The organism is Parasediminibacterium schistidii, assembly GCF_046546515.1.
Lineage (GTDB): Bacteria > Bacteroidota > Bacteroidia > Chitinophagales > Chitinophagaceae > Parasediminibacterium.
In genome coordinates this window covers 1-20580 of record NZ_JBKHKJ010000047.1, presented here as the reverse complement: position 1 = coordinate 20580, position 20580 = coordinate 1, and the positions used below count along the sequence as shown (strand labels likewise).

18 protein-coding genes are annotated in these 20580 nt (G+C 39.7%); 13 read left to right on the top strand and 5 right to left on the bottom strand.

The window, feature by feature from the left end:
• A partial coding sequence (locus ACHFIY_RS18105; RefSeq protein ID WP_410847534.1) for a hypothetical protein occupies positions 1-209 on the top strand: 209 nt, incomplete at its 5' end.
• Positions 210-533: 324 nt separating this feature from the next.
• Here ACHFIY_RS18105 and ACHFIY_RS18100 read toward each other — a convergent pair.
• A complete protein-coding gene (locus ACHFIY_RS18100) occupies positions 534-2249 on the bottom strand; it encodes a glycoside hydrolase family 43 protein (RefSeq protein ID WP_410847533.1) in 1716 nt (571 codons plus the stop codon).
• Between the two features lie 519 nt (positions 2250-2768).
• On the opposite strand from ACHFIY_RS18100, the gene sucD reads away from it, so the two are divergent.
• From sucD to ACHFIY_RS18085, 3 genes are all read left to right on the top strand, one after another.
• Entirely contained in the window at positions 2769-3641 is an 873-nt protein-coding gene (gene sucD, locus ACHFIY_RS18095; RefSeq protein ID WP_410847532.1) for a succinate--CoA ligase subunit alpha, read from the top strand.
• Positions 3642-3712: 71 nt separating this feature from the next.
• Positions 3713-4075 carry a CoA-binding protein gene (locus ACHFIY_RS18090; protein ID WP_410847531.1) on the top strand — a complete coding sequence of 121 codons (363 nt, stop codon included), beginning with the start codon at positions 3713-3715 and terminating at the stop codon, positions 4073-4075.
• Positions 4076-4136: 61 nt separating this feature from the next.
• A complete protein-coding gene (locus tag ACHFIY_RS18085; protein ID WP_410847530.1) occupies positions 4137-4631 on the top strand; it encodes a hypothetical protein in 495 nt (164 codons plus the stop codon).
• 119 nt (positions 4632-4750) lie between these two features.
• Here the strand turns inward: ACHFIY_RS18085 and ACHFIY_RS18080 are convergent, their stop codons facing one another.
• A complete protein-coding gene (locus ACHFIY_RS18080; RefSeq protein WP_410847529.1) occupies positions 4751-5566 on the bottom strand; it encodes an OmpA family protein in 816 nt (271 codons plus the stop codon).
• A 243-nt stretch (positions 5567-5809) separates the two neighbouring features.
• Between ACHFIY_RS18080 and ACHFIY_RS18075 the strand changes: the two genes are divergently transcribed.
• The 3 genes from ACHFIY_RS18075 (at position 5810) to ACHFIY_RS18065 (ending at position 7658) form a co-directional block, all read left to right on the top strand.
• On the top strand, positions 5810-6250 hold the full coding sequence (locus ACHFIY_RS18075) for a YybH family protein (protein WP_410847528.1): 441 nt from the start codon (positions 5810-5812) through the stop codon (positions 6248-6250).
• A gap of 68 nt (positions 6251-6318) precedes the next feature.
• On the top strand, positions 6319-6807 hold the full coding sequence (locus ACHFIY_RS18070) for a hypothetical protein (RefSeq protein WP_410847527.1): 489 nt from the start codon (positions 6319-6321) through the stop codon (positions 6805-6807).
• Positions 6808-6851: 44 nt separating this feature from the next.
• On the top strand, positions 6852-7658 hold the full coding sequence (locus ACHFIY_RS18065; protein ID WP_410847526.1) for a hypothetical protein: 807 nt from the start codon (positions 6852-6854) through the stop codon (positions 7656-7658).
• Positions 7659-7673: 15 nt separating this feature from the next.
• Here the strand turns inward: ACHFIY_RS18065 and ACHFIY_RS18060 are convergent, their stop codons facing one another.
• On the bottom strand, positions 7674-8096 hold the full coding sequence (locus ACHFIY_RS18060; protein WP_410847525.1) for a hypothetical protein: 423 nt from the start codon (positions 8094-8096) through the stop codon (positions 7674-7676).
• Positions 8097-8395: 299 nt separating this feature from the next.
• Here ACHFIY_RS18060 and ACHFIY_RS18055 point away from each other — a divergent pair, with 299 nt between their 5' ends.
• The 4 genes from ACHFIY_RS18055 to pyrF all read left to right on the top strand — a co-directional run bounded on the left by ACHFIY_RS18055 (position 8396) and on the right by pyrF (position 15197).
• Positions 8396-9715, top strand: coding sequence for a glycoside hydrolase family 28 protein (locus tag ACHFIY_RS18055; RefSeq protein WP_410847524.1), 1320 nt, complete (start codon positions 8396-8398; stop codon positions 9713-9715).
• Between the two features lie 361 nt (positions 9716-10076).
• Positions 10077-11264, top strand: coding sequence for a lycopene cyclase family protein (locus tag ACHFIY_RS18050; RefSeq protein ID WP_410847523.1), 1188 nt, complete (start codon positions 10077-10079; stop codon positions 11262-11264).
• 305 nt (positions 11265-11569) lie between these two features.
• On the top strand, positions 11570-14215 hold the full coding sequence (locus ACHFIY_RS18045) for a beta strand repeat-containing protein (protein WP_410847522.1): 2646 nt from the start codon (positions 11570-11572) through the stop codon (positions 14213-14215).
• A gap of 127 nt (positions 14216-14342) precedes the next feature.
• Positions 14343-15197: an orotidine-5'-phosphate decarboxylase gene (gene pyrF / locus ACHFIY_RS18040; protein ID WP_410847521.1), complete on the top strand. Its 855-nt coding sequence runs from the start codon at positions 14343-14345 to the stop codon at positions 15195-15197.
• A 121-nt stretch (positions 15198-15318) separates the two neighbouring features.
• On the opposite strand, the gene ACHFIY_RS18035 is transcribed toward pyrF, so the two are convergent.
• Both ACHFIY_RS18035 and rpiB read right to left on the bottom strand, forming a co-directional pair.
• Positions 15319-16854, bottom strand: coding sequence for a M28 family peptidase (locus ACHFIY_RS18035; RefSeq protein WP_410847520.1), 1536 nt, complete (start codon positions 16852-16854; stop codon positions 15319-15321).
• 266 nt (positions 16855-17120) lie between these two features.
• A complete protein-coding gene (rpiB, locus tag ACHFIY_RS18030) occupies positions 17121-17579 on the bottom strand; it encodes a ribose 5-phosphate isomerase B (RefSeq protein ID WP_410847519.1) in 459 nt (152 codons plus the stop codon).
• A 1639-nt stretch (positions 17580-19218) separates the two neighbouring features.
• Here rpiB and ACHFIY_RS18025 point away from each other — a divergent pair.
• Together ACHFIY_RS18025 and ACHFIY_RS18020 are read left to right on the top strand one after the other, a co-directional pair.
• Positions 19219-19698, top strand: a complete 480-nt coding sequence (locus ACHFIY_RS18025; RefSeq protein WP_410847518.1) for a hypothetical protein — start codon at positions 19219-19221, stop codon at positions 19696-19698.
• Positions 19699-19700: 2 nt separating this feature from the next.
• A complete protein-coding gene (locus tag ACHFIY_RS18020; protein WP_410847517.1) occupies positions 19701-20168 on the top strand; it encodes a hypothetical protein in 468 nt (155 codons plus the stop codon).
• Positions 20169-20580: the final 412 nt, after the last annotated feature.

Sequence of the window (20580 nt, the reverse complement as noted above, 5' to 3'; positions counted from 1 at the left end):
ACAAAGGCAGCGTTTTTGTGGAAAGGACCTTAAAAATTGCATATCCCAAATTATTATTTAACTTATTAACGTTTCGAACACGTATGGTTCCAAACTTTCGGGAAGTTTGGGCGCAGCTAGTCCACGTCAACTTAATCCTAGCTAAAACAATACAAATAAAAGAAGTGTTGCTATTGCGTGCCTTTGGCGCGCATCCTTTTATGGGTTAACGTAGCGGAGTAACTACCCCGCCCTTCGGGCACCCCTCGTGAGGGGAATTTGGTTGCTGAAAATGTAGGCAACCTAATAATGTGCATAATTGCCTGTGTAAGATTAGATTTCTCCTATCGTCGAAATGACGATGGCTGCAGACCCAAGATTGATGAAAGCGAGTTTTGTACTCCCGATTTATGCAAAAAATTAAGGGAAAGAAGAAAAATGATGCATTTTTCTTCTTTCCCTTAATGTCATTTTAAAGTATTCCTGACAAACAAATCCCTTTAATCCTCCAAATCCAAGAGCTGTATTTACGCCCCTTTAGGGGATGGGTGCGACTACTTCTCTATCCTAAACCAATCGTAATCCGCATACCCTGTTTCATACGTTTGGCCATGGCGGATGGCAAAGATGCCTACTTTGGCACCTACCCACTTGCCACATTTAGCAGCAAATGGTTCGCCAACTGCGGTAAAGTTTACCCCATCCTCGCTATAGCTGAACACACAAAGGGCATTGCCATATTTCGTATTCTTGGCGGTATTGTACTTGGCATAATCCGCAGAGGCAGGGTCAACATTTTTTACGGTTACTTTAAAATATACGGTATTGCTCTTTACGGGCAATGCTTCTGTTTTTTGTTCGGGCTTGCCATGTTCTGCATCTATGCACTTGGTTTGGGAAACTACCAGCCCAGCCGCTGTTTGCTTTAGGGAGATATAGGCATAATCAATTCCTTCTATCACTAGACCAGTTTCCTCTTCATCAGTTCGTGGGGTGAAAGTTACCTTGGTAACTGCCGTGAAATTAGGTGCAGGGAATTTTTGTGTCAATTGATTAGGCACTGTCCAAAAGTTCGCGGTATTGTCTTGCACCGGCATGTTATACAAACGCAGGAACCCGTAGCTGCTACCCGCCGGGAAACAGAAATTGCTTTTAGGGTTCGCAGGCCATTGCCATTGAAGGCCTAAGGTATTGCCGTTGAAATCGTCGGATTCCTGCGGCGTTTCTATTGGGTATGTTTTGCCCACATTAGGCTTTTTATATACTTGCACCGGGTTGCCAACGTTTGTGCCATCTTTCACCACGCCCATTATCGGCCAGCCATCTACCCATTTAACAGGTTCTAAATGCACAATCCTGCCATAAGCATCCTTGTCTTGGAAGTGAAGGAACCAGCTTTCGCCTGTTTGTGTTTCTACCAAAGCCCCTTGGTGCGGGCCATTGGTAATGGAGCCACCGTTTTCCAATACTATTTTTTCCTCGTAAGGCCCATATATGTTTTTGCTGCGCAAAGCCAGTTGCCAGCCTGTGCCAACGCCACCTGCTGGAGCCAATATATAGTAGTAACCATTTCGTTTGTACACTTTAGGGCCTTCTACGGTTGGGTGCTTAGCGTGGCCATCAAAAATCAAAGCACCATCGTCTAGCAGTTGCCTGCCATCTACGCTCATGCGGTTGATAATGAGCGAGCTTTTAATGCCTGCACGGCTACCAGCCATGCCATTTACCAAATAAGCCTTGCCATCCTCGTCCCAAAATGGGCAGGGATCTATCCAGCCTTTTGCTTTTTTTATGAGCAATGGCTCGCTCCATGGGCCAGTGATGTTTTTTGCTTTTACCATATAAATACCCAAGTCTGGGTCTGGGTAGTACAAATAAAACTCGCCATTGTGGTACCTTATAGATGGTGCCCAAACGCCACCGCCATGCTGCACCGTGTCGTACCTGTCATAAGGCGGCTGCTTAGTAAATACATTGCCTATGATTGTCCAGTTTACCAAGTCTTTTGAATGCAGGATGGGCAAGCCTGGCACATAGTTAAAACTAGAAGCCACCAAGTAATAATCATCCCCTACCCTTATGGCATCTGGGTCCGAATAATCGGCATGGATGATAGGGTTCTTGTAAGTGCCATCGCCATTGTCGGCCACCCATACTTTAGAAACATAATTACTGGAGGCAACAGGCAATGCTGCTTTTTTTAAAGATTGTTGTGCATGAACCGTGGTGGCAAAACATGACAGGAACAAAAATTGGGCTACACTTTTCATATAAGCATTGTTGAAAGAACCCACAAATTAAGGCACTAATGGTATGCTATTAAAAAAAACCTGAAATTATTTTGTTTTCTTTCTGCATGCCAAGAAAATATAATGATTTTTGTTACTACACAGGTGCAAGTTTGGTTAATCTGCCACAAAGGCACGAAAACACAAAGAGGCACAAAGAAAAAGAAGTTTAAAGTATATTGGATAACATAAAACAGGTTCTTTTTTCTTTTTTTCTTCTTTCTTTTCTTCGTGTTACTTTGAGCCTTTGTGCTTTTGTGGCGAAAAAATACTTGTGTAGCAATAAAGAATTTATTTCTAAGTATGCAGACTTAATTAAGTTAATACTATTGATTATTAGAGACCTCACCCCAACCCCTCTCCGAAGGAGAGGGGCAAGAACCAAGCCCTAGTATAAATGTATTTAGATAATTATGGCTTATTACTTATTATTAATTACCCATTGGATATTGGTTTGCCCTATTTTTGTAGCGCATTAAAAAAACACATGCCTGGTCTGCTATGTCAGTATTAGTAAATAACGATTCAAAGATTATTGTCCAAGGGTTTACCGGGACAGAAGGTACATTCCACGCTACTCAAATGATTGAGTATGGAACCAAGGTAGTTGGTGGCGTAACGCCAAATAAAGGTGGCTCTTTGCATTTAGAAAAACCTGTATTTAATACGGTAGCTGATGCTGTAAAAGCAACAGGTGCCAATGTGAGTATCATTTTTGTGCCGCCCGCATTTGCTGCTGACGCCATCATGGAAGCTGCCGAGGCTGGCATTGCATTGGTGGTTTGCATTACCGAAGGCATCCCTGTGCAAGACATGGTAAAAGTAAAAAATTACCTTGTGGGTAAAACAACACGACTTATTGGGCCAAACTGCCCTGGTGTTATTACTGCGGACGAAGCCAAGGTGGGCATTATGCCAGGCTTTATCTTTAAAAAAGGCCGAATTGGTATCGTGTCTAAATCTGGTACGCTTACTTATGAGGCTGCCGACCAAACAGTAAAAGCTGGTTTGGGCATCAGCACGGCTATTGGCATTGGTGGCGACCCCATTATTGGCACGCCTACTGTAGAAGCAGTAAAACTATTGATGGAAGACCCTGAAACAGATGGCATAATCATGATTGGCGAAATTGGTGGTAGCATGGAAGCAGATGCCGCTTATTGGATAAAAGAAAATGCAACCAAACCAGTGGTAGGTTTTATAGCTGGCCAAACCGCACCTCCCGGACGCAGGATGGGTCATGCAGGCGCTATAATTGGCGGGGCAGACGATACAGCAGCTGCTAAAATGAAAATAATGGCAGAATGCGGCATCCACGTTGTGGCAAGCCCTGCAGATATTGGAAAAACAATGGCAGCAGTATTGGCCAAATAAATTGTTGGATAAAATGATTAAAGCCTACACCAAATTGCTGGTGTAGGTTTTTTGTTTGATAGAATAAATATATGAGCAAGAAAACAATAGTTATTGGTGCATCGGCAAACCCTGAGCGATATAGTTATTTAGCCATTGAAAAGCTAAATAGCCATCAGCATGAGGTAGTAGCTATCAGTAAAAAAAACGGGCATGCAGGGGATGTGGAAATAGTTTCGGGTATGCCAAGCATAACAGGGGTAGATACGATAACAATATACCTGAATGCGCAAAACCAGAAAGAATATTACGATTACATACTTTCGTTGCATCCAAAGCGTATTATTTTTAATCCCGGTGCAGAAAACAATGAATTGTACCAATTAGCAAAAGTAAATGGAATTGAACCGTTGGACGCTTGTACTTTGGTACTGCTAAGCACGCAGCAGTATTGAAAAATAAAGCGTCAAATTAAATCCGTATATTTCCATAGCTTTTTTTACAATTAAGCAACTTATGAAATCTTTCGTTCCATCCTTTTTATTGCTTGCTTTGTTTGCTTCCTCGTGCATGAGTGGCAAATACATTGCAAAAGGCAATTTGGACGAAACCAAAACCTATGACTTTTCTTTTTTTATATATGAAGACACGCAAGACTCGCACTTGAAAAGCTGCAAAGTGTTCATCTCCCAAATAAATGACAAAGCCCAAACAGTGTTGGAAAAAATTGTTTATTACAAATGCCGCAGTTCCGTGCCATTTAAAATAGTGTACAGCCGCGACAACAACGGAAAGAAAATACTAGACTATTTTGTCGCCGTTACTGATAACAGCTTTACCATAGCTATATCCACGGAGGAAAAGAAACTATTTGCAATGGTTCCAGGCAAAAAAAGGCAAGACGATTATCCAAATTATCGGGGCATAAAAGGGTTCAGGGTATTAAACAGGAATGACCGTATTTATGAACTGCCCTTTTTGAACGATGTAGAAAAAACATTTAAAAAGTAATTCTTTTAACAAGCAAAAGGTATTCCTCTTTATTTAAAAAAGCAAAAGCAACGTGCAGACTTAACAAGTCCGCACGTTGCTTTTGCTTATGATATAGTAATAAAGAAATAAGACAGTATTTACTGCTCCAGCAGTTTATACATTTCATCCAGTTTTGGCGATAGTATAATTTCTGTCCTTCTGTTTTTAGCCCTGCCTTCTGCTGTAAAGTTCACATCAACAGGGTCGTATTTGCTGTGGCCAGATGCTTCTACCCTTACTGGATCTACTTTATAATTGTTTGTGAGGATACGCACGATAGAATTTGCCCTTTCTGTGCTCAAAGCCCAGTTGTCCATATATTTCCCCCGCATAGGTATACTGTCTGTATGCCCTTCAATATTTACCGAAATATCTGGGTTCAAATTAAGCACGGCTGCCAATTTTGCCAACGCATCCACGCCACGAGGGTTTACTACTGCACTGCCCGAAGGGAATAGCAAGCCTTCTGAAAGGCTTACATATACTTTCCCGTTCTTTTGGGTTACTGTCAATTCGTTGGAGTTAAAGCTGTTCAGTGCTTCGCTCATTTTTGCTTTCAATTGTTTGGTCTGCTCCCTTTGCTGGTTTAGCAATTGTTCCAGTTGCTGCAAGCGTTGGCTTTGCCTAGCCAATTCATCCTTGCTTAGGTTCAACTGGTTTTTTTGTTCGTTTGTTTGGCTGCCCAGTGCGCTGTTCTTACTGCTCAAATCAGAAACTTTGCCATTCAATGCTTCAATATTAGATTTCATATTGGCAATCCTGGTTTGTAGGTCTGCAGCTTGATTGGCCAAGTTTGCACTATCTGTCCTCAACGCAGCCGCATCGTTTTGTGCTGCTATCAATTGCTTTTTAGGCACGCAGCTTTGTGATAAAGCCATTACGGCTATTGCCAAAGCAAAAATCCTAGTTTTCATATTATGTATTTTGCTTAATAGCGGAAAAAACCATGCCGCTAACCATGCTATTGATGGCTGGGCTTTTCAAAAACTACCAGGAACTACAAAGTGGGGAAATAAATACCCAGCGTGTTGTATGGCAGGGTTGCCAACCTTTTGAAGGTTGGCAACAGTGAGTTGTGTGGTGAAAAAATACTTGATTAGCAAGAAAAGGAAAATAGGTTATTGTATCATAAATTTGCATCAATAAATATTATAGCCATGCGATACATCCTCCCAATGTTTTGTTTTTTCTTAGTTGCCGCTTGCAAAATGCAACCTGCAGACTTGCACGAACAAGCCAAAAAAGACATTGCCGATGCAGAAAAAGCATTTGAAAAAATGGCTGAGGAAAAAGGTATTGCAGAAGGCTTCTGTTATTTTGCAGATAGCAATGCCATTATCAAACGTGGGGATGACAGTTTAATTATCGGCAAAGACGGCATCAAGCATTTTTATGCCCGCCCTTACTTTAAAACAGCATCGGTTAGTTGGTCGCCCGATTTTATAGATGCTTCCATAGACGGCACCATGGGCTATACCTACGGCAAATATATTTGGGTATCAAAAGACAGCACGGGCAAAACCAAGGAGTTAAAGGGCATTTTCCACACGGTTTGGAAGAAACAAAAAGATGGGAGTTGGAAATATGTTTGGGATTAAACCTGGATTTTGCCGTTCAAATTTATTGCCAATATACCCATATATTTACGCTATCATTTTTTCTGCCCATGAAGATAATTTATCCTGGCTTTATAAGTATCCTACTGCTAACATTTGCCTCTTGCATGGATATAAAATCTGTTTCTAAGGGGGCGCTTGCAAAAAACGATTATACTTATTCCTACTTTAAATTTTACAAAAAGGGGGGGCATCTATGCACCGTTTACGATGGGCAGATAGAAGATAAAAAGGAAGTAGCAAAAGAAAAAATAGTGTATTACAGTTGCCTATCGCAAACGCCTTTTAAAGTTGTATATACCCTTAATGAAAATAAGAGCCTCACAGTAACAGGAAATTTTGTGGCAGTAACAGACAGTAGCTTCGCCATTGCAGCAACCGAAGAAGAAAAGCAGTTATTTGCTATCATGGCTAGCCACAAAATGCCCGGCGATTATGGTAATTATGCTGATATTAAAGGATTTAGGATACCAACAAAAGAAGACAATATTGATGAATTGCCTTTTTTAAAGCAGGCAAAAAATCCTTTTTATAAATAGCCAGTTAATATATTAATACTGTAATTGCCTAAATTAATAAAAAAATGAGAAGTGGAGTAACTGTATTGGCACTTGCTTTTGCCCTTTGTGCAACTGTGTTTATTGCTTGTTCAAAAAAAGGAAGTGATGCCCCGTCAACTTGTAAGTTGATTAATTTTACTCAAGGTTTAGACCCTCAAAATGATACATCGTTTGAGTTTAATTATGATGCGCATAACAATATTTCAAAAATTGCAATAGCCTATAATTATTATAGTTTTCATCATTTTGATACAGCACAATTGTACTATAGCAATAGTCGGTTGGATAGTTTCAGGGCTATATCTCAAGGGGGAATTCAGTACATATATAGTTCAAATAATTTATTAAGTGCCATAAAAAGTGATTATGGTGCAGTTTTGGCTATTAATTATAATAATAACCAACCAACATTAATAACTAATTCATTTGGTTCAATAACATATGATTCTTTGTTCTTTAACGCAGATGGAGATATAACAGCCATAAAAGAGTTTGACTACACTAAGCAATTGAGCAGAGTTATTGCCTTTCAATATTCAGCAAAAGTCATTTCAAGCACTGACAAAGCACTTGCACTAATCAATAGTAGTTTTCCCAACACTCTTTTTGGACATAATATTGGGAATTTTTCTGGAGGCAATGCAGATTTTGTCTCCAAATATTTCGGCAAGCATTATATAAATAGCTTTTCTTCCCATGCCTATTTACAAAGCCCTGAATTTATGAACGGGAGCTGCACTTATAAATTTGACAATAATGGCAATATTGTTTCCTATGTTATAAAATCAACGGATACACTCACTTATACTTACAAATATACCTGCAACTAAAAGCATTGAAATTACCTACTGAAAAGAAAAATTCACCGTCTTATTTGTTGTACCTGTTTTGCAACTATCCAAATACCATGAATAGCCCACATTTTGGATAGCATAGCGGAAGCCGATTTGCAAGTCTGTGCCATCATCGTTCGGTACTTTTTTATCGATGATTAATTTGTTGGCGGTAGTAGGGATGTCTTTAATTCTCATAGCAGGTAAGGAAGAATCGAAAAGGGTTTTTGTATGGGTTTTGATAAACAACGAGAAGGTAATACTGTCATTTTCACTCGAAAAATCCTTTTCTGTATATAATACAAATTTTATTGCCCTGGCAGCAACTGGGTTAGCAGTGGCGGAATCATTCTTTGTACAAGATGCCGCAGTTAAAATAAAGGCAGAAACAAAGATGCCAATTGTCAAGTTTACTTTCATTGATTTTATTTTCATACCTATTAGTACGGGAAATAATAAAAAAGGTTACTTCATTCAGCAAACAAATTTCTATCAGTAATTTTAGTTGTAATATAATTTTTGTAATAACTCTATTTATTCGTAAATTATTATTACAATGTTGTAATAATAATTTACGAATAATCTATTTTATTGCAAAATAATTATTACAAAAAAAGTAGGCAATAGATTTCTAGGTATAGAAAAAGGCTTCTTAAACTTCATTGCAATAAATATGTCTTTTAAAGAAGTACCGTTACCTTTATATTAATATTGTAGAAGATTAAATGAATCAAATGAAAAAACGTTATTGCTTGCCTTTTGTAGCATTCCTATGCTTTCTTGTTTTTGGAAACCTAGATGCACAGGTAGATTTGCCTACGCCAAAGCTGCCTACCATACCCAATAAAGTATTTAATATAAAAGATTTTGGGGGAGTGAGCGACAATAAAACAGACAACACCACCGCTATCCAAAAAGCTATTGATGCTGCCAACAATGCTGGGGGCGGAAAAGTGGTAGTGCCTGAGGGTGTTTATTTATGTGGGCCATTGGTAATAAACAGCAACTTGGAACTTCATTTGGATGAAGGCGTAACGCTGAAATTATTGCCTTTAAGCAGGTATCCCGGCGGCACAACTGATGGCACAGATTTTATACACGGTGAAAAATTGCATGATATTGCCATTACCGGAAAAGGTACTATTGACGGCCAAGGGGCAGATTGGTGGCCTTTTGCCAAAACAGACAAAACGGCAAAACGCCCACGTATGATTTCACTTAAAGAATGCGATAAGATTTTAATAGAAGATGTAACGCTAATGAATTCCCCCATGTTCCATATTGCCATTGGCGGAAAATCTTCTAACGGCACCGTTAGCCGTGTAACCGTTCGTGCCCCTGCATCGGATGACGCTATTCTTGCCAGTCATAATACTGATGCTTGTGATGTTTCGGGTAAAGATTTCCTGATTAAAGATTGCGATATCAGCACTGGCGACGATGATTTTACTTCCGGTAGCAATACATCGAACGTACATGTAATGAATTGCAAATTTGGTTATGGGCATGGTTTGTCTATGGGCAGCTACACTAGGGGTGGTGCATCCAATTTCTTGGTAGAAAATTGTACTTTCAACAATACGGAATGTGGTATCCGCATCAAATCGGACCGTGACCGTGGCGGATTGGTGCAAAACCTTGTTTACCGCAACCTGAAGATGACAAACGTAGGAATACCTATCCTGATTTATTCATCTTACATGACAAAGGACAAAGAATTTAGGAACCTGCAAAAGGTAACGGGTTCAATTGCATCGGCCTATCCTTCTGCACCAGTTACGGATTTAACGCCTATATTTAGCAATATCACTTTTCAGGATATTACAGCCACCGCAGCCTCTGGCAAACGTGCCGGGCTGATATGGGGCTTGCCAGAAGCGTTGGCAACGAATATCATTTTCAAAAATGTAAATATTAGTGCATCCACTGCCTTCGGTATTTTCTTCGCCAAAAATGTACGCTTTGAAAATTGCAAAATCAGTACGATTGAGGGCTTGAACAAATTGGATATGACCAATGCGGAGGTATCAATTGACGGCAAGGCAGTAAAGTAGGTTTACTACTTACCACATCGAATCGCTTTTTTAGGCACAAAAGATCAAAAACACGAAGCAAAAAATTAAAAAGTATTACTAACATACTTTTTGATCTTTTTTGCTTTTGTGCTTCTTCCCTTAAAACTTTATGCTTCTTAGTATCTCTTGCCATCGAGGCAGATTAACCAAACTTGAACCGGAGTTGCAACACCCAATTTTTTAATAATTTATGCTATAGCCTTAGCATTCTATTAATTTTCAGTTAATTTAATACTATTTTAATTCATTTTTTTGTTTGCAATTAGAGATAAGGATATATCTTTAAACCAAATATTTTTATATTTTCCTAATTGCTTGACTGTTTGATGATAACTTACCAATGATGCAATCCCCGGTTCAAAGTGAATCCTTTGATTATATAATTGCTGGTGCAGGCTGTGCAGGCCTTAGCTTGCTGTTGCGTATATTACAGGAACCTACCCTGCGCAACAAAACAATATTGGTAATAGATAACGATGACAAAACTGCCAATGACCGCACCTGGTGCTTTTGGGAAAAGAAAGAAGGCTTTTTTGAAAACCTAGTATATCATCGCTGGCACCAACTTTTGTTTCAAGCAGGCAAAGCAAGCATCTCATTAAGCATACAACCATACGCCTATAAAATGATAAGGAGTATTGATTTGTACAGTTATACGCAGAACATGCTTCAAAAGCGTTCAAAAATAAAATGGCTTAAAGCCGAGGTGCAGGCATTGGGCAACGAAAACAACCGTGCGTATGCGCAAGCCGATAATATAAAATATACCGCCCAGTACGTTTTTAATAGCATTTTGTTTGACGAGGATAAAAAGGCCTTGGAACAAGACAATTGTTATAAACTTTTGCAGCATTTCAAAGGCTGGGTAATAGAAACAGACCAGCCAGCCTTTAACCCCGGCGTGGCTTCGTTTATGGATTTCAGGGTAGCGCAAGACCAAGGCACAGCCTTTGTGTATGTATTGCCTACATCGCCAACCCGGGCATTGGTAGAATATACTTTTTTTAACAAGCAGTTGCTACCCAAGGAAGACTACGATATATTGCTGAAAAATTACCTGCAGCAATTCTTGAATTTATCCAATTATACTATTGTAGAAACAGAATATGGCATAATACCAATGACCAACCATCAGTTTAAAGCCAATGATGGCAACATCATTAATATAGGAACTGCAGGCGGATGGACCAAAGCATCAAGCGGATTTACCTTTCAGTTTATTCAAAAAAATGCCAAAGCTATCTTGGCTAAACTGCTAAAAAATGAAGTGCCAGTGCTTCAAAAAAGCTTTTTTCAAAAGCGTTTTTATTTGTATGATGCCACTTTGCTAAATATACTCCACAACAACACCATGCCCGGCAGGGATATTTTTCATCAACTATTCTCTAAAGTGAAAGTGCAGGCATTGTTTCGTTTCCTAGACAATGAAAGTTCTTTAAAAGATGAAATACAAATTTTAAACAGTGTACCTAGTAAAGTTTTTTTGCCAGCGGCAAAAGACGAGCTATTTGCAATGCTTAATAAATAAACGTTTAAGTTGTGGTTTTTGCTTTAAATTGGCTTAAATCGGGCTTAAAAAAGATTTAACAATTATTTTAACAAAAAAACCTCTGTTTTTTTGCCGGGAACGTTCTTTTCACCGAATTGCCAAAAATAACTATCCTGCTTCCTCTTTTTTTGTAGAATTGCTTGTTATATTTGCTATATATTTTTTAAACGCTTGCCTGTATGAAATATTGCCACTTTCACTTGGGAAATTCTTCCTGACTTTTACTAATGCTATTTTACTAATTTTTTATACATTTCATCTTTTATTTATCACAAACATTTTTTATGAAAAAAAATTACACAATCAAGTATTTGTTTACGGCCTTGCTGCTTATTGGCGGCTTGGCGGCATCTGCCCAAACCAATTTTTATGTAAGGAAAGATTCCTTAGATCCTGCAAAGGGTACAATTGTCCGTGTTTCCGTTGCTAACCTAAAATGCTGGACTACCAATGCTGATGGCACAAAAGGCACATTGCCCACATCTTTTACATTGCCCAACCAAATATTCAATATCCAGGCAAATGGGTATACGAGCAATGTGCGCTGGATTGTTTCTGGTACAGGTTCCAAAGTAGTAGTTGGGGCGCAAGATTCAATTATTTCTTTTACGTCCGCTGGCCTATCTAAGTTTATTGGTACTGTAGACGTGCTTGCTGGTGGCACTTTTTATTACCAAGGGGCTGCTACAGACAGTCTTAGTTTCGGCAATTTAGCAATGGGAAGCACCGTAAGGTTTGGTGGCAACGCTACTGCTAGTCAAAAAGTAGTGGCAGCTAGCTATTACAATTTGAACCTAACTGCAACTTCTACCGCTGCAGGTGCAAACCAGTCTTTGCCTTTAACATTACCTGCCGAAACCATCAACGTTGCAGGCATATTTACGCCACGGGTTAGTAATTCGTTTGGGGCTACTATTAATTTCAACGGTACAGGCGGCCAGTCTATACCTGGTGGCACTTATTACAACCTGACAATTTCTGGAAGCAAATCTGTTCCTGATACGCTAAAAGGCACCATTAGCATTATCAATACTTTTACTGATGGTTCCACTGGTGCCTCCACATTAGTAGGCACTGGCACTGTTGCTTATGTTGGCTTAGCGCCTCATGCCATCAGCAACAGGACTTTTTACAACCTCACTTTTGCCAACGGCCGTTCTTATTATGTTTCAGCAATAGATAATGCTTCAAGTACTATTACTTTGTTTGCACCAGAAGACCTAGCTGTGGGAGATAAAGTGAATTCTAATCCTTTAGGTAATGCAGTTGTTTTAGATACGTCAACAGTTATTACAAAAATTACAAATGATACCATTCTTACTTTAAGCACGCCACCACTAATTAGGTTATATGTATTTAGGGTAGGCCATGCGCTTAATGTAAGGGATACCGTTTATGCTACCAGTTTTTCGACAATTGACAAATCTGTTACGCTTACAGATGCATCATTGTCTCATGTAGCCATTGGTGATACGCTAAACGGACAAATAATTACTAGTACTAATACTGTAAAGGCTCTAATAACTGGCATTAGCGGCAATGTAGTTACCCAAAGTGCTGCTATCGTTAACCCCAATTATCTTAGTTCTGTATTTTTTGGTTCAGCAAGCGGCAAGCCAAGCGATAAAACAATTGCTGGCACTATTAATATGCTTAATACTTTTGCCCCAGGCACCGGTGTTATCCATACAAGTGGTTCTACTTTCAGCTATAATGGCACAAAACAAAATGTTGCTGGCATTACTTACGACAACCTAACGATTAACCAAGGTGGTGCTTCTAATGCTGTGCTTGCAGCAAATGCAACAGTTAATGGCGTGTTTACCTTAACCCAAGGCAAACTAACCACCACAACAGCAAAATTGCTTACATTGGATGTGAACGCAAGTTTCCCTACTGTCGCAAATGATACTTTTTTTGTAAGCGGGCCATTGGCTAAAAACTTTGCTTCAACAACGCCGTTCACTTACCAAATTGGTGCTGTAAAAGCGGGTACTGGCGTAGCAAGAAGCGTTAGCATTTCGCCAAACACAGCCGATGCAAAAACCTATATTGCTAGTTGGACTATAGGAAAAGTAGCAAATAACACTAAGTTTGATGCTGCTACAATTAATGCTATTGATTCTGGCTCTTATTATACAATAGCTTTGGCTAACTATGCCGCAAGTGCCGATACTGCAGCTAAATACACGTTCCAGTACCGCTACGACACTGCAATTACAGCAGAAGGCTTGCGTTTGGCTAATTACATTACAAATAAATTTGTTGTAGTTGGCAATACCGCAGTGCCTGCGGTTGGCCCTACTACTAGCTTTGGTACTATTACCACAGACGATTTTATTACAACTAATGGCCGTTTTGCTTTTGCTTTTGGGCCAATTATTACCCCTGTTAAATTTGGCACTATCAGTGCTAGCGCATTGGCAAATAGCACCGTGAAAGTGAGCTGGCAGAGCCTTACCGAAGTAAATGTAAGTAGCTATGTAGTGGAAGCTTCTACAGACGGGGTTTCTTTTGCACCTAAAGGTTCTATAAAAGCAGTTGGTCTTACAGCTTATTCTTTCATAGACATTACCCCAGCTACGGGCGTAAACTATTATAGGATCAAAGCTGTTGACAATGATGGCAAAACTACTTACAGTGCAAGCGTGTCTGTAAATGAAAGTGGTGTTGCAAGCAAATTAGCTGTTTACCCTAATCCGGTTAAAAACAAACAATTAAACTTTGTTTTGGGTACTGTAGTTGCTGCTAATTATACATTGGTTGTTACCAATACACTTGGCCAAACAGTTTTGGCAAAAACAATTAGCCACAGTGGCAGCAATACTTCTTATAGTGTAAGCCTTCCTGCTAGCACTACAACTGGTACATATTTCATCAAATTGGGCAATGGCAATAACCAATTGACAAAAACTATTTTTGTACAATAATTATTGATTTTCCATTCAATAGGCCTTATATAGCAGGCTGCCTTGTTTACACGGGGCAGCCTGTTTTATTTTAAGATAATAGCAAATGCTACCTTTCCATATTTATCCTTTGCCTTAGTTTTGCGGCATGGACAGGCAGCAACTCATCCAACAAATACAAGCAAAAAAGTCGTTCCTATGCGTTGGGCTAGATACAGATATTGCTAAAATACCCAAGCACTTACGGGCTTTGCCTGATGCGGTATTCCAGTTTAACAAAGCAATTATAGATGCCACAAAAGAGCATTGCGTTTGCTATAAAATAAATACTGCTTTTTACGAGGCAATGGGGTTGAAAGGCTGGGAAGCAATGGAAAAAACCCTTCACTACATTCCTGATACCCATTTTAGTATTGCGGATGCCAAGCGGGGCGATATTGGTAATACTTCTGCCCAATATGCCAAAACTTTTTTTGAGGTATTCCCCTTTGATGCCGTTACTGTTGCCCCATACATGGGGGAAGACAGCATAAAGCCTTTTCTGGAATATGAAAACAAATGGACAATTGTATTGGGGCTAACTTCTAACAAAGGGGCAAACGACTTCCAGCACCTTGTGGTAAATAATTACAGTGCAGACGATTTCTTGGTGCCCCATATTTTACAAGGTAAAAAAGAAAACCAGCTTTATAAAAAAGTGCTGGAAACAGTTGCTCGCTGGGGTACTCCAGACAATTTAATGTTTGTTGTTGGGGCAACACAGGCAAGCGAACTAACCAATATCCGGGACATTGTACCCAAGCATTTTTTATTGGTGCCAGGTGTAGGCACACAAGGGGGCAGCTTGGATGATGTGTGTAAATATGGGATGAACAAAGACATTGGCTTATTGATCAACGCCAGCCGTGCCATTATATATGCTGCTGAAGATGAAGGCTTTGGCGAAGCGGCAGCAGCTGTTGCTGCCCAATATCAAATAGAAATGGCCGCTTATATAGCGTAGGTTGTTGAGGGCTTTCTCAATAATTAAATCTTGAACCTAAATATTTGAACTAGAACCTTAGCAAATAATCGTATGCCATAAGGGCGTGTAGGGCGTATGCGCAATACGCCCTACAAAGCCCCTACCTCCCAGGTATATTCAATGGAATATCCCTTTTTAGCATCCTTTCTTTATTGGCTATAGCCCATGCTGTGTTAAAAATGAACCTTACACGCTTTTCCATCAGGGTAAAGTTTATTTTATCTACGGTATCGGTGGGCTTGTGGTAATCGGCATGTACGCCATCGAAATAAAAAATGATGGGCACGCCCATCTTGGCAAAATTGTAATGGTCGCTGCGGTAGTAAAACTTGTTGGGGTCGTTGATGTCGTTGTAGCGGCGGTCAAGTTCCAGTTTCGCAGTTTTATTAATGCTGTCTGTAAGTGGTGCTAGGTCGCTGCTAAGCTTGTCATCGCCAATAATAAACACATAGTTGCTGGTATCTCCCTTAAAAGCCTCGCCAACCCTGCCTACCATATCTGTGTTTAGGTCGGCAGTGGTTTTATCCAAGGGGAACAACGGATGCTCGGAATAATATTCCGAACCCCAAAGGCCTTTTTCCTCGCCGCTTACGGTCATAAACAAAATACTCCTACGGGGTGCTTTGCCACTTTTTTTGGCTGCAACAAATGCCTCGGCCATTTGCAGCACGCTCACGGTGCCGCTGCCATCATCGTCTGCGCCATAATAAATAAGTCCGTCTTGCTTGCCCAAGTGGTCATAATGGCCGGTTAGCACTAGGTATTCGTCTTTTTTATCTGTCCCTTCTAACAATCCACAAACATTGCTGCTTTGCAGGGTATCGGTTTTTTTGTCGATATTTATTTTTATCTCTGTTATATAGTTTCCTTTGGTTGCATCTACAATTGCTTTAAAGCCTAAATCGGGGCTTTGGCTCAATAAGGCATGAGCTGCATTTTCAGAAATAGTGCCTAGCAAAATGCCATTGGCTTCGGCCGCTTTCAAATACATATTGCCCTGGGTAGGTGCTGGCTTTTTGCGTGGGAATTCTTTAGAAACAATCAATAACCCGGCAACGCCTTTTGACTGGGCAAAATATTGCTTGGCTATTTGCGTGGCTGTATTGCCAGCCCTTCGGTTGCCTGGTACAGGAACTGGTTTGTAGCCATCCGGCGCACCTTCTAATACCACAACAATTTTTCCTTTCACGTCCAACCCGGCATAGTCGTTTGTATTGGCGGGTTCATCTATTATGCCATACCCGGCAAACACGATATTGCTGTACTGAACATTAGTGCCTCCAATGCTGCGCATAGAAAAATTGTAATCATTATTCCAATTGAGTGGTTTGCCATTAATGGCAAAGCTGCTGACCCTAAGTGTATCCCTATACACAGGGTAATATTGTTGGTAGCTGCTGCCATTGCCGGGTTTTAGACCTATTTTTTTAAAGGTTGCTTCAATATAGGCGGCTGCTTTTCTTTGCCCGGCTGTTGCAGTTTCCCGGCCTTCCATTTCTGGGCCAGCGACTATGCTTAGTTTTTCATGCAAGGCTTTGCCTGTGATAGTGGCCGCAAAGGTGGCTGCATCTTCATTTTTTTGGGCTTTGCCAAGGAGGCTTGCAAAAATGAAGGGGATTAAGTATGTTTTTTTCATGTTGTAAAAAATAGTATTGCTACTCGGGTGCAATTTTAAGTAATTAGCCACGAAGGCACGAAGACACAAAGCGGCACAGAGTTTTAAGAGAAGAAAAGGAAGAAAAAAAGGAAGGTTTCCGAAATAACTTTCCACAATATAATTTTATCGCGCAAAGCCCACAATGCAATTAAACGCCGAGAATCGCAAAGGTTTTACGAAAAGTGTTATGATTTTTAAACCAAAAAGTTTCACTATAAGGACACTTAGAAGCTTCGTGCTTCTCCTTAGCAGCTAATTTTATCTACCCTTTTTGCATGCCTGCCGCCTTCAAAAGCGGTTTTCATAAAGGTGTCAATCATTTCCAATGCCAAAGGCAGGGCCACGAACCGGGCAGGTATGCAGATAATATTGGCATTGTTGTGCTTGCGAACTAGGATGGCCACATCGTTTTCCCAGCAAAGGCCTGCACGGATGTGCTGGTGCTTGTTGGCAGTGATAGCCACCCCGTTGGCGCTGCCACAAAGAAGGATGCCAAAAGCAGTTTCGCCATTTTCCACGCTGTAGGCAGTTGGGTGGGCAAAATCGGGATAGTCAACGCTTTCTAGCGAATGAGTACCAAAGTCTTTCACGGCAAAGCCATTCTCGCTTAGCCAGAGCTTGATGGCTTCCTTGTATTCAAAACCAGCATGGTCGCTGCCGATGCCTATGGGTTTTATATCGGTATCAAAAACTGTCTTGCTCATTTTTTGGGATTCATTTCTTTGTGAAGTACAAACTTACAATTAATTCCTGCTAGGAGATAATTTGACTGTTTTTTGTGCGACTATTTTTTGCTAAATTTTTTTCGGGTGTCTTTTTTACATTAACTCATTGAAAATCAGTGTTTTTGTATTTTTAAGTATGCGTGTTTGGTGCGTATTTTATGCTTATTTTTTGCATATTTTGTGCTTACTTTATGCATAAAAGGTGCTTACTTTCTGCTTACTTTTTGCGTAAAAATAACATAGTATAACTTTTTACTTTTTGATGTTAAAAATAATGCCACTATGCTAAGCAACGGGGTTAGACCTCACCCCCAACCCCCCTCCAAAGTTACCGTGTACACGCATCTCTAGTTCAACTAAAAAAAGAGTTTAACCGCAGAGGTTCGCAAAGCCATTAAACGCAGAGAAGGCGCAGTGGAGATGCACGAATAACCACCCCGGCCTTGCGGCCACCCCTCGAGAGGGAAATTGTCAAAACCTCTACTTTACACCTAAATCCCTCTTGTTAAAGATGTTTAAAAGGGGTTCGCAAAGCCATTAAACGCAGAGAAGGCGCAGAGGAGATGCCCGAATAACCACCCCGGCCTTGCGGCCACCCCTCAAGAGGGGAATTGTCAAAACCTCTACTTTACACCTAAATCCCTCTTGTTAAAGATGTTTAAAAAGATGTGTGTACACCGTAGCTCTCAAAAGGCGAGGGGGAGCTACCCCCCGACAAAAAACAAGTTGCTTTATGATAAATGCCTCGTTTGACCAATCTATTAGAATCTACTATAATGGTCAATTCCTACACTAGGGCAAGGCTGGTTTATTGTAAAATTGGCATTTATGGAGCGATATTAAAAAAGTAAAATCCTATATGGGGGCATATTTCCCCCATGAGCATCCCAAAATGCCCCCATGATGGGGGAGACAGGAGGAACAGGGAGACTTTGCAAAGCCTTTGATTTTTAGCCCTCCTGCAATTTGTAAATGAGCTAAGCGAACCCACATGTAATACATGTGCGGCAACGGGGCAAAACCTCCAAGGTAGGCTGTTAAGAATAGGCTTTAAAGACTTCGTACAGTTTTAAGCGAAGGTTTAACCACAAAGAACACAAAGTTTTTCGCAAAGAAGCACAAAGAAAGCTCCTTTTTAGGTAAAACGTTTCACTTAAAGGGCACAAAGAGCGGTGCGGCAAGACTACTAAACAGTAAATGTACTTGTGCGTAAGTAGTTGAATACTGTACGAAGAAGAACCGCTGATTCTAAACAGCCTACCTCCGAGGTTTCAAAAACCTCGGAGGAATTTAGAACGCCTATTTACGCAACGCCTCCCTTAGCACTTGTTGCAATAATTGCTGGTTTTCTATTTGGCTGAAAGTAATAGTGGTTGAGCTGAGCTCTGCTCAAGTGACCTGATTTGCGGAACATTTGCACGAGTGGGGCTTATTGGTATTGATTACTTGTTATAGTGTTTTTGTTGCTACAAGCAATAAAGTAGGCTTCAAAGCCACAGGCCTTGCAAAGCGGGGTAAGCAAATCAACATAATTATTTTTTAAAATGTGTGAATGGTGTAACTGTTTTAAAAAATCCTATAACAATTGCCGGTCATTAACAACTTAAATTTACACTCCATGGAAAATCATTTAAACAATAATCATTTTTTATTCTGGCAAAAGTGGCTTTTCAATAGTAGTTTACTTTTTGCTATATGGGGTATTGTTTTTGCCTTGTATGGGAATAATTTATTATTCATTCCTTATAATAAAATGCTTGCCGTTATTTTTTGGAATAGTACTCAGTTTCCCTCAGGGGCAGAACGCTTTCGTGCTTTTATTTATGGCCCTTTGGGCGGAACAATCACCTGCTGTTATATTTTATTGGCATTTATTGCCCGTTACCCTTTCAAGGAGAAGCAACGATGGTCAAGAAATGCGATTGTGGTTGCATTCAGCGTTTGGGTGATTATTGATTCTTCTATTTGCGTGTATTTTGGCGTGTACCCTCAGATATATCTCATTAATGCTTTTTCCATAACTATAAAGGCTCTTCCTATAATTTTTACTTGGAAATATTTTAGTAACCCAATGAAAAGTGAAGTAATTATTGAATAGAAATGAATACTCAGGAATTTAAAAAAGTTTTATCTATGGGTATTCTTGCCACATCGGCAATGACTATCTTTAGTTATTTAGTTTCAGAATTAATGAGTGAGAATTTTCGGGAACCTGAGATTATGACTGTCTTTATTAAAGACCTTTTACCAACTGCTAAACAATATGCACCATACTTAGCATGGGGTCTGCATTATATTATTGGATTTAGTTTTGTTATAATCTATGTGAAATTATGGCATAGTAATAAATTAAAACTAAACATTCAGTCGGGAATGCTTCTAGGGGCAATAAGTGGAATATTTGGTATAATCGGATGGTATATTACGCTTAAAGTCTATCATAATCCATTAAATACGAATCTAAAGGATTTCTTTATTATATTATTTTTCGCTCATATCGTTTTTGGAATATTTGCAATGATAGGATATGCTTTAGTAAAAAAACGAACTGATAGGATAAAAAGCTAACGCCAAAATTCTTTGCTAAAATCTGGCTGCCTCACAAAAAATCTACTACTAATGCGAGCAGTACCCTTATTTTGTTCGTCTTCAATAAGATAAACTTGCTATATATTAGTTTATTGTTGTTAGTTTAATAACGTGTAGGCTGAGGTAAGAGAATGCCCCCTCTGGCGCACCTGCCGTGTTCTGCTTTTCGCTCTGTACTTACAAACATTTCTGAAAGCAAGTAATTTAATTGAATGTTGGGATAAATATTACTCACCCTCCTTGTTTTAACTTCTACAATTGCTATAATACACTTTTACATTTACCGAGGAATATGCGAGCGGAATTGCTTGAAATGTTTGTACTTGTAATTTTTATCTTTACAACATTATCAATTTTAGAGCAGGCTATTGTACAACAAACAAAATAGTAC

Bases quoted from the DNA above. Each gene is read 5' to 3' on its own strand.
- ACHFIY_RS18055 (WP_410847524.1), top strand. From the start codon at position 8,396: ATGAAAAAACGTTATTGCTTGCCTTTTGTAGCATTCCTATGCTTTCTT.
- ACHFIY_RS18045 (WP_410847522.1), top strand. From the start codon at position 11,570: ATGAAAAAAAATTACACAATCAAGTATTTGTTTACGGCCTTGCTGCTT.
- ACHFIY_RS18070 (WP_410847527.1), top strand. From the start codon at position 6,319: ATGAAGATAATTTATCCTGGCTTTATAAGTATCCTACTGCTAACATTT.
- ACHFIY_RS18025 (WP_410847518.1), top strand. From the start codon at position 19,219: ATGGAAAATCATTTAAACAATAATCATTTTTTATTCTGGCAAAAGTGG.
- ACHFIY_RS18075 (WP_410847528.1), top strand. From the start codon at position 5,810: ATGCGATACATCCTCCCAATGTTTTGTTTTTTCTTAGTTGCCGCTTGC.
- ACHFIY_RS18100 (WP_410847533.1), bottom strand. From the start codon at position 2,249: ATGAAAAGTGTAGCCCAATTTTTGTTCCTGTCATGTTTTGCCACCACG.
- sucD (WP_410847532.1), top strand. From the start codon at position 2,769: ATGTCAGTATTAGTAAATAACGATTCAAAGATTATTGTCCAAGGGTTT.
- rpiB (WP_410847519.1), bottom strand. From the start codon at position 17,579: ATGAGCAAGACAGTTTTTGATACCGATATAAAACCCATAGGCATCGGC.
- ACHFIY_RS18050 (WP_410847523.1), top strand. From the start codon at position 10,077: ATGATGCAATCCCCGGTTCAAAGTGAATCCTTTGATTATATAATTGCT.
- ACHFIY_RS18085 (WP_410847530.1), top strand. From the start codon at position 4,137: ATGAAATCTTTCGTTCCATCCTTTTTATTGCTTGCTTTGTTTGCTTCC.
- ACHFIY_RS18020 (WP_410847517.1), top strand. From the start codon at position 19,701: ATGAATACTCAGGAATTTAAAAAAGTTTTATCTATGGGTATTCTTGCC.
- ACHFIY_RS18035 (WP_410847520.1), bottom strand. From the start codon at position 16,854: ATGAAAAAAACATACTTAATCCCCTTCATTTTTGCAAGCCTCCTTGGC.
- ACHFIY_RS18090 (WP_410847531.1), top strand. From the start codon at position 3,713: ATGAGCAAGAAAACAATAGTTATTGGTGCATCGGCAAACCCTGAGCGA.
- pyrF (WP_410847521.1), top strand. From the start codon at position 14,343: ATGGACAGGCAGCAACTCATCCAACAAATACAAGCAAAAAAGTCGTTC.
- ACHFIY_RS18065 (WP_410847526.1), top strand. From the start codon at position 6,852: ATGAGAAGTGGAGTAACTGTATTGGCACTTGCTTTTGCCCTTTGTGCA.
- ACHFIY_RS18080 (WP_410847529.1), bottom strand. From the start codon at position 5,566: ATGAAAACTAGGATTTTTGCTTTGGCAATAGCCGTAATGGCTTTATCA.
- ACHFIY_RS18060 (WP_410847525.1), bottom strand. From the start codon at position 8,096: ATGAAAATAAAATCAATGAAAGTAAACTTGACAATTGGCATCTTTGTT.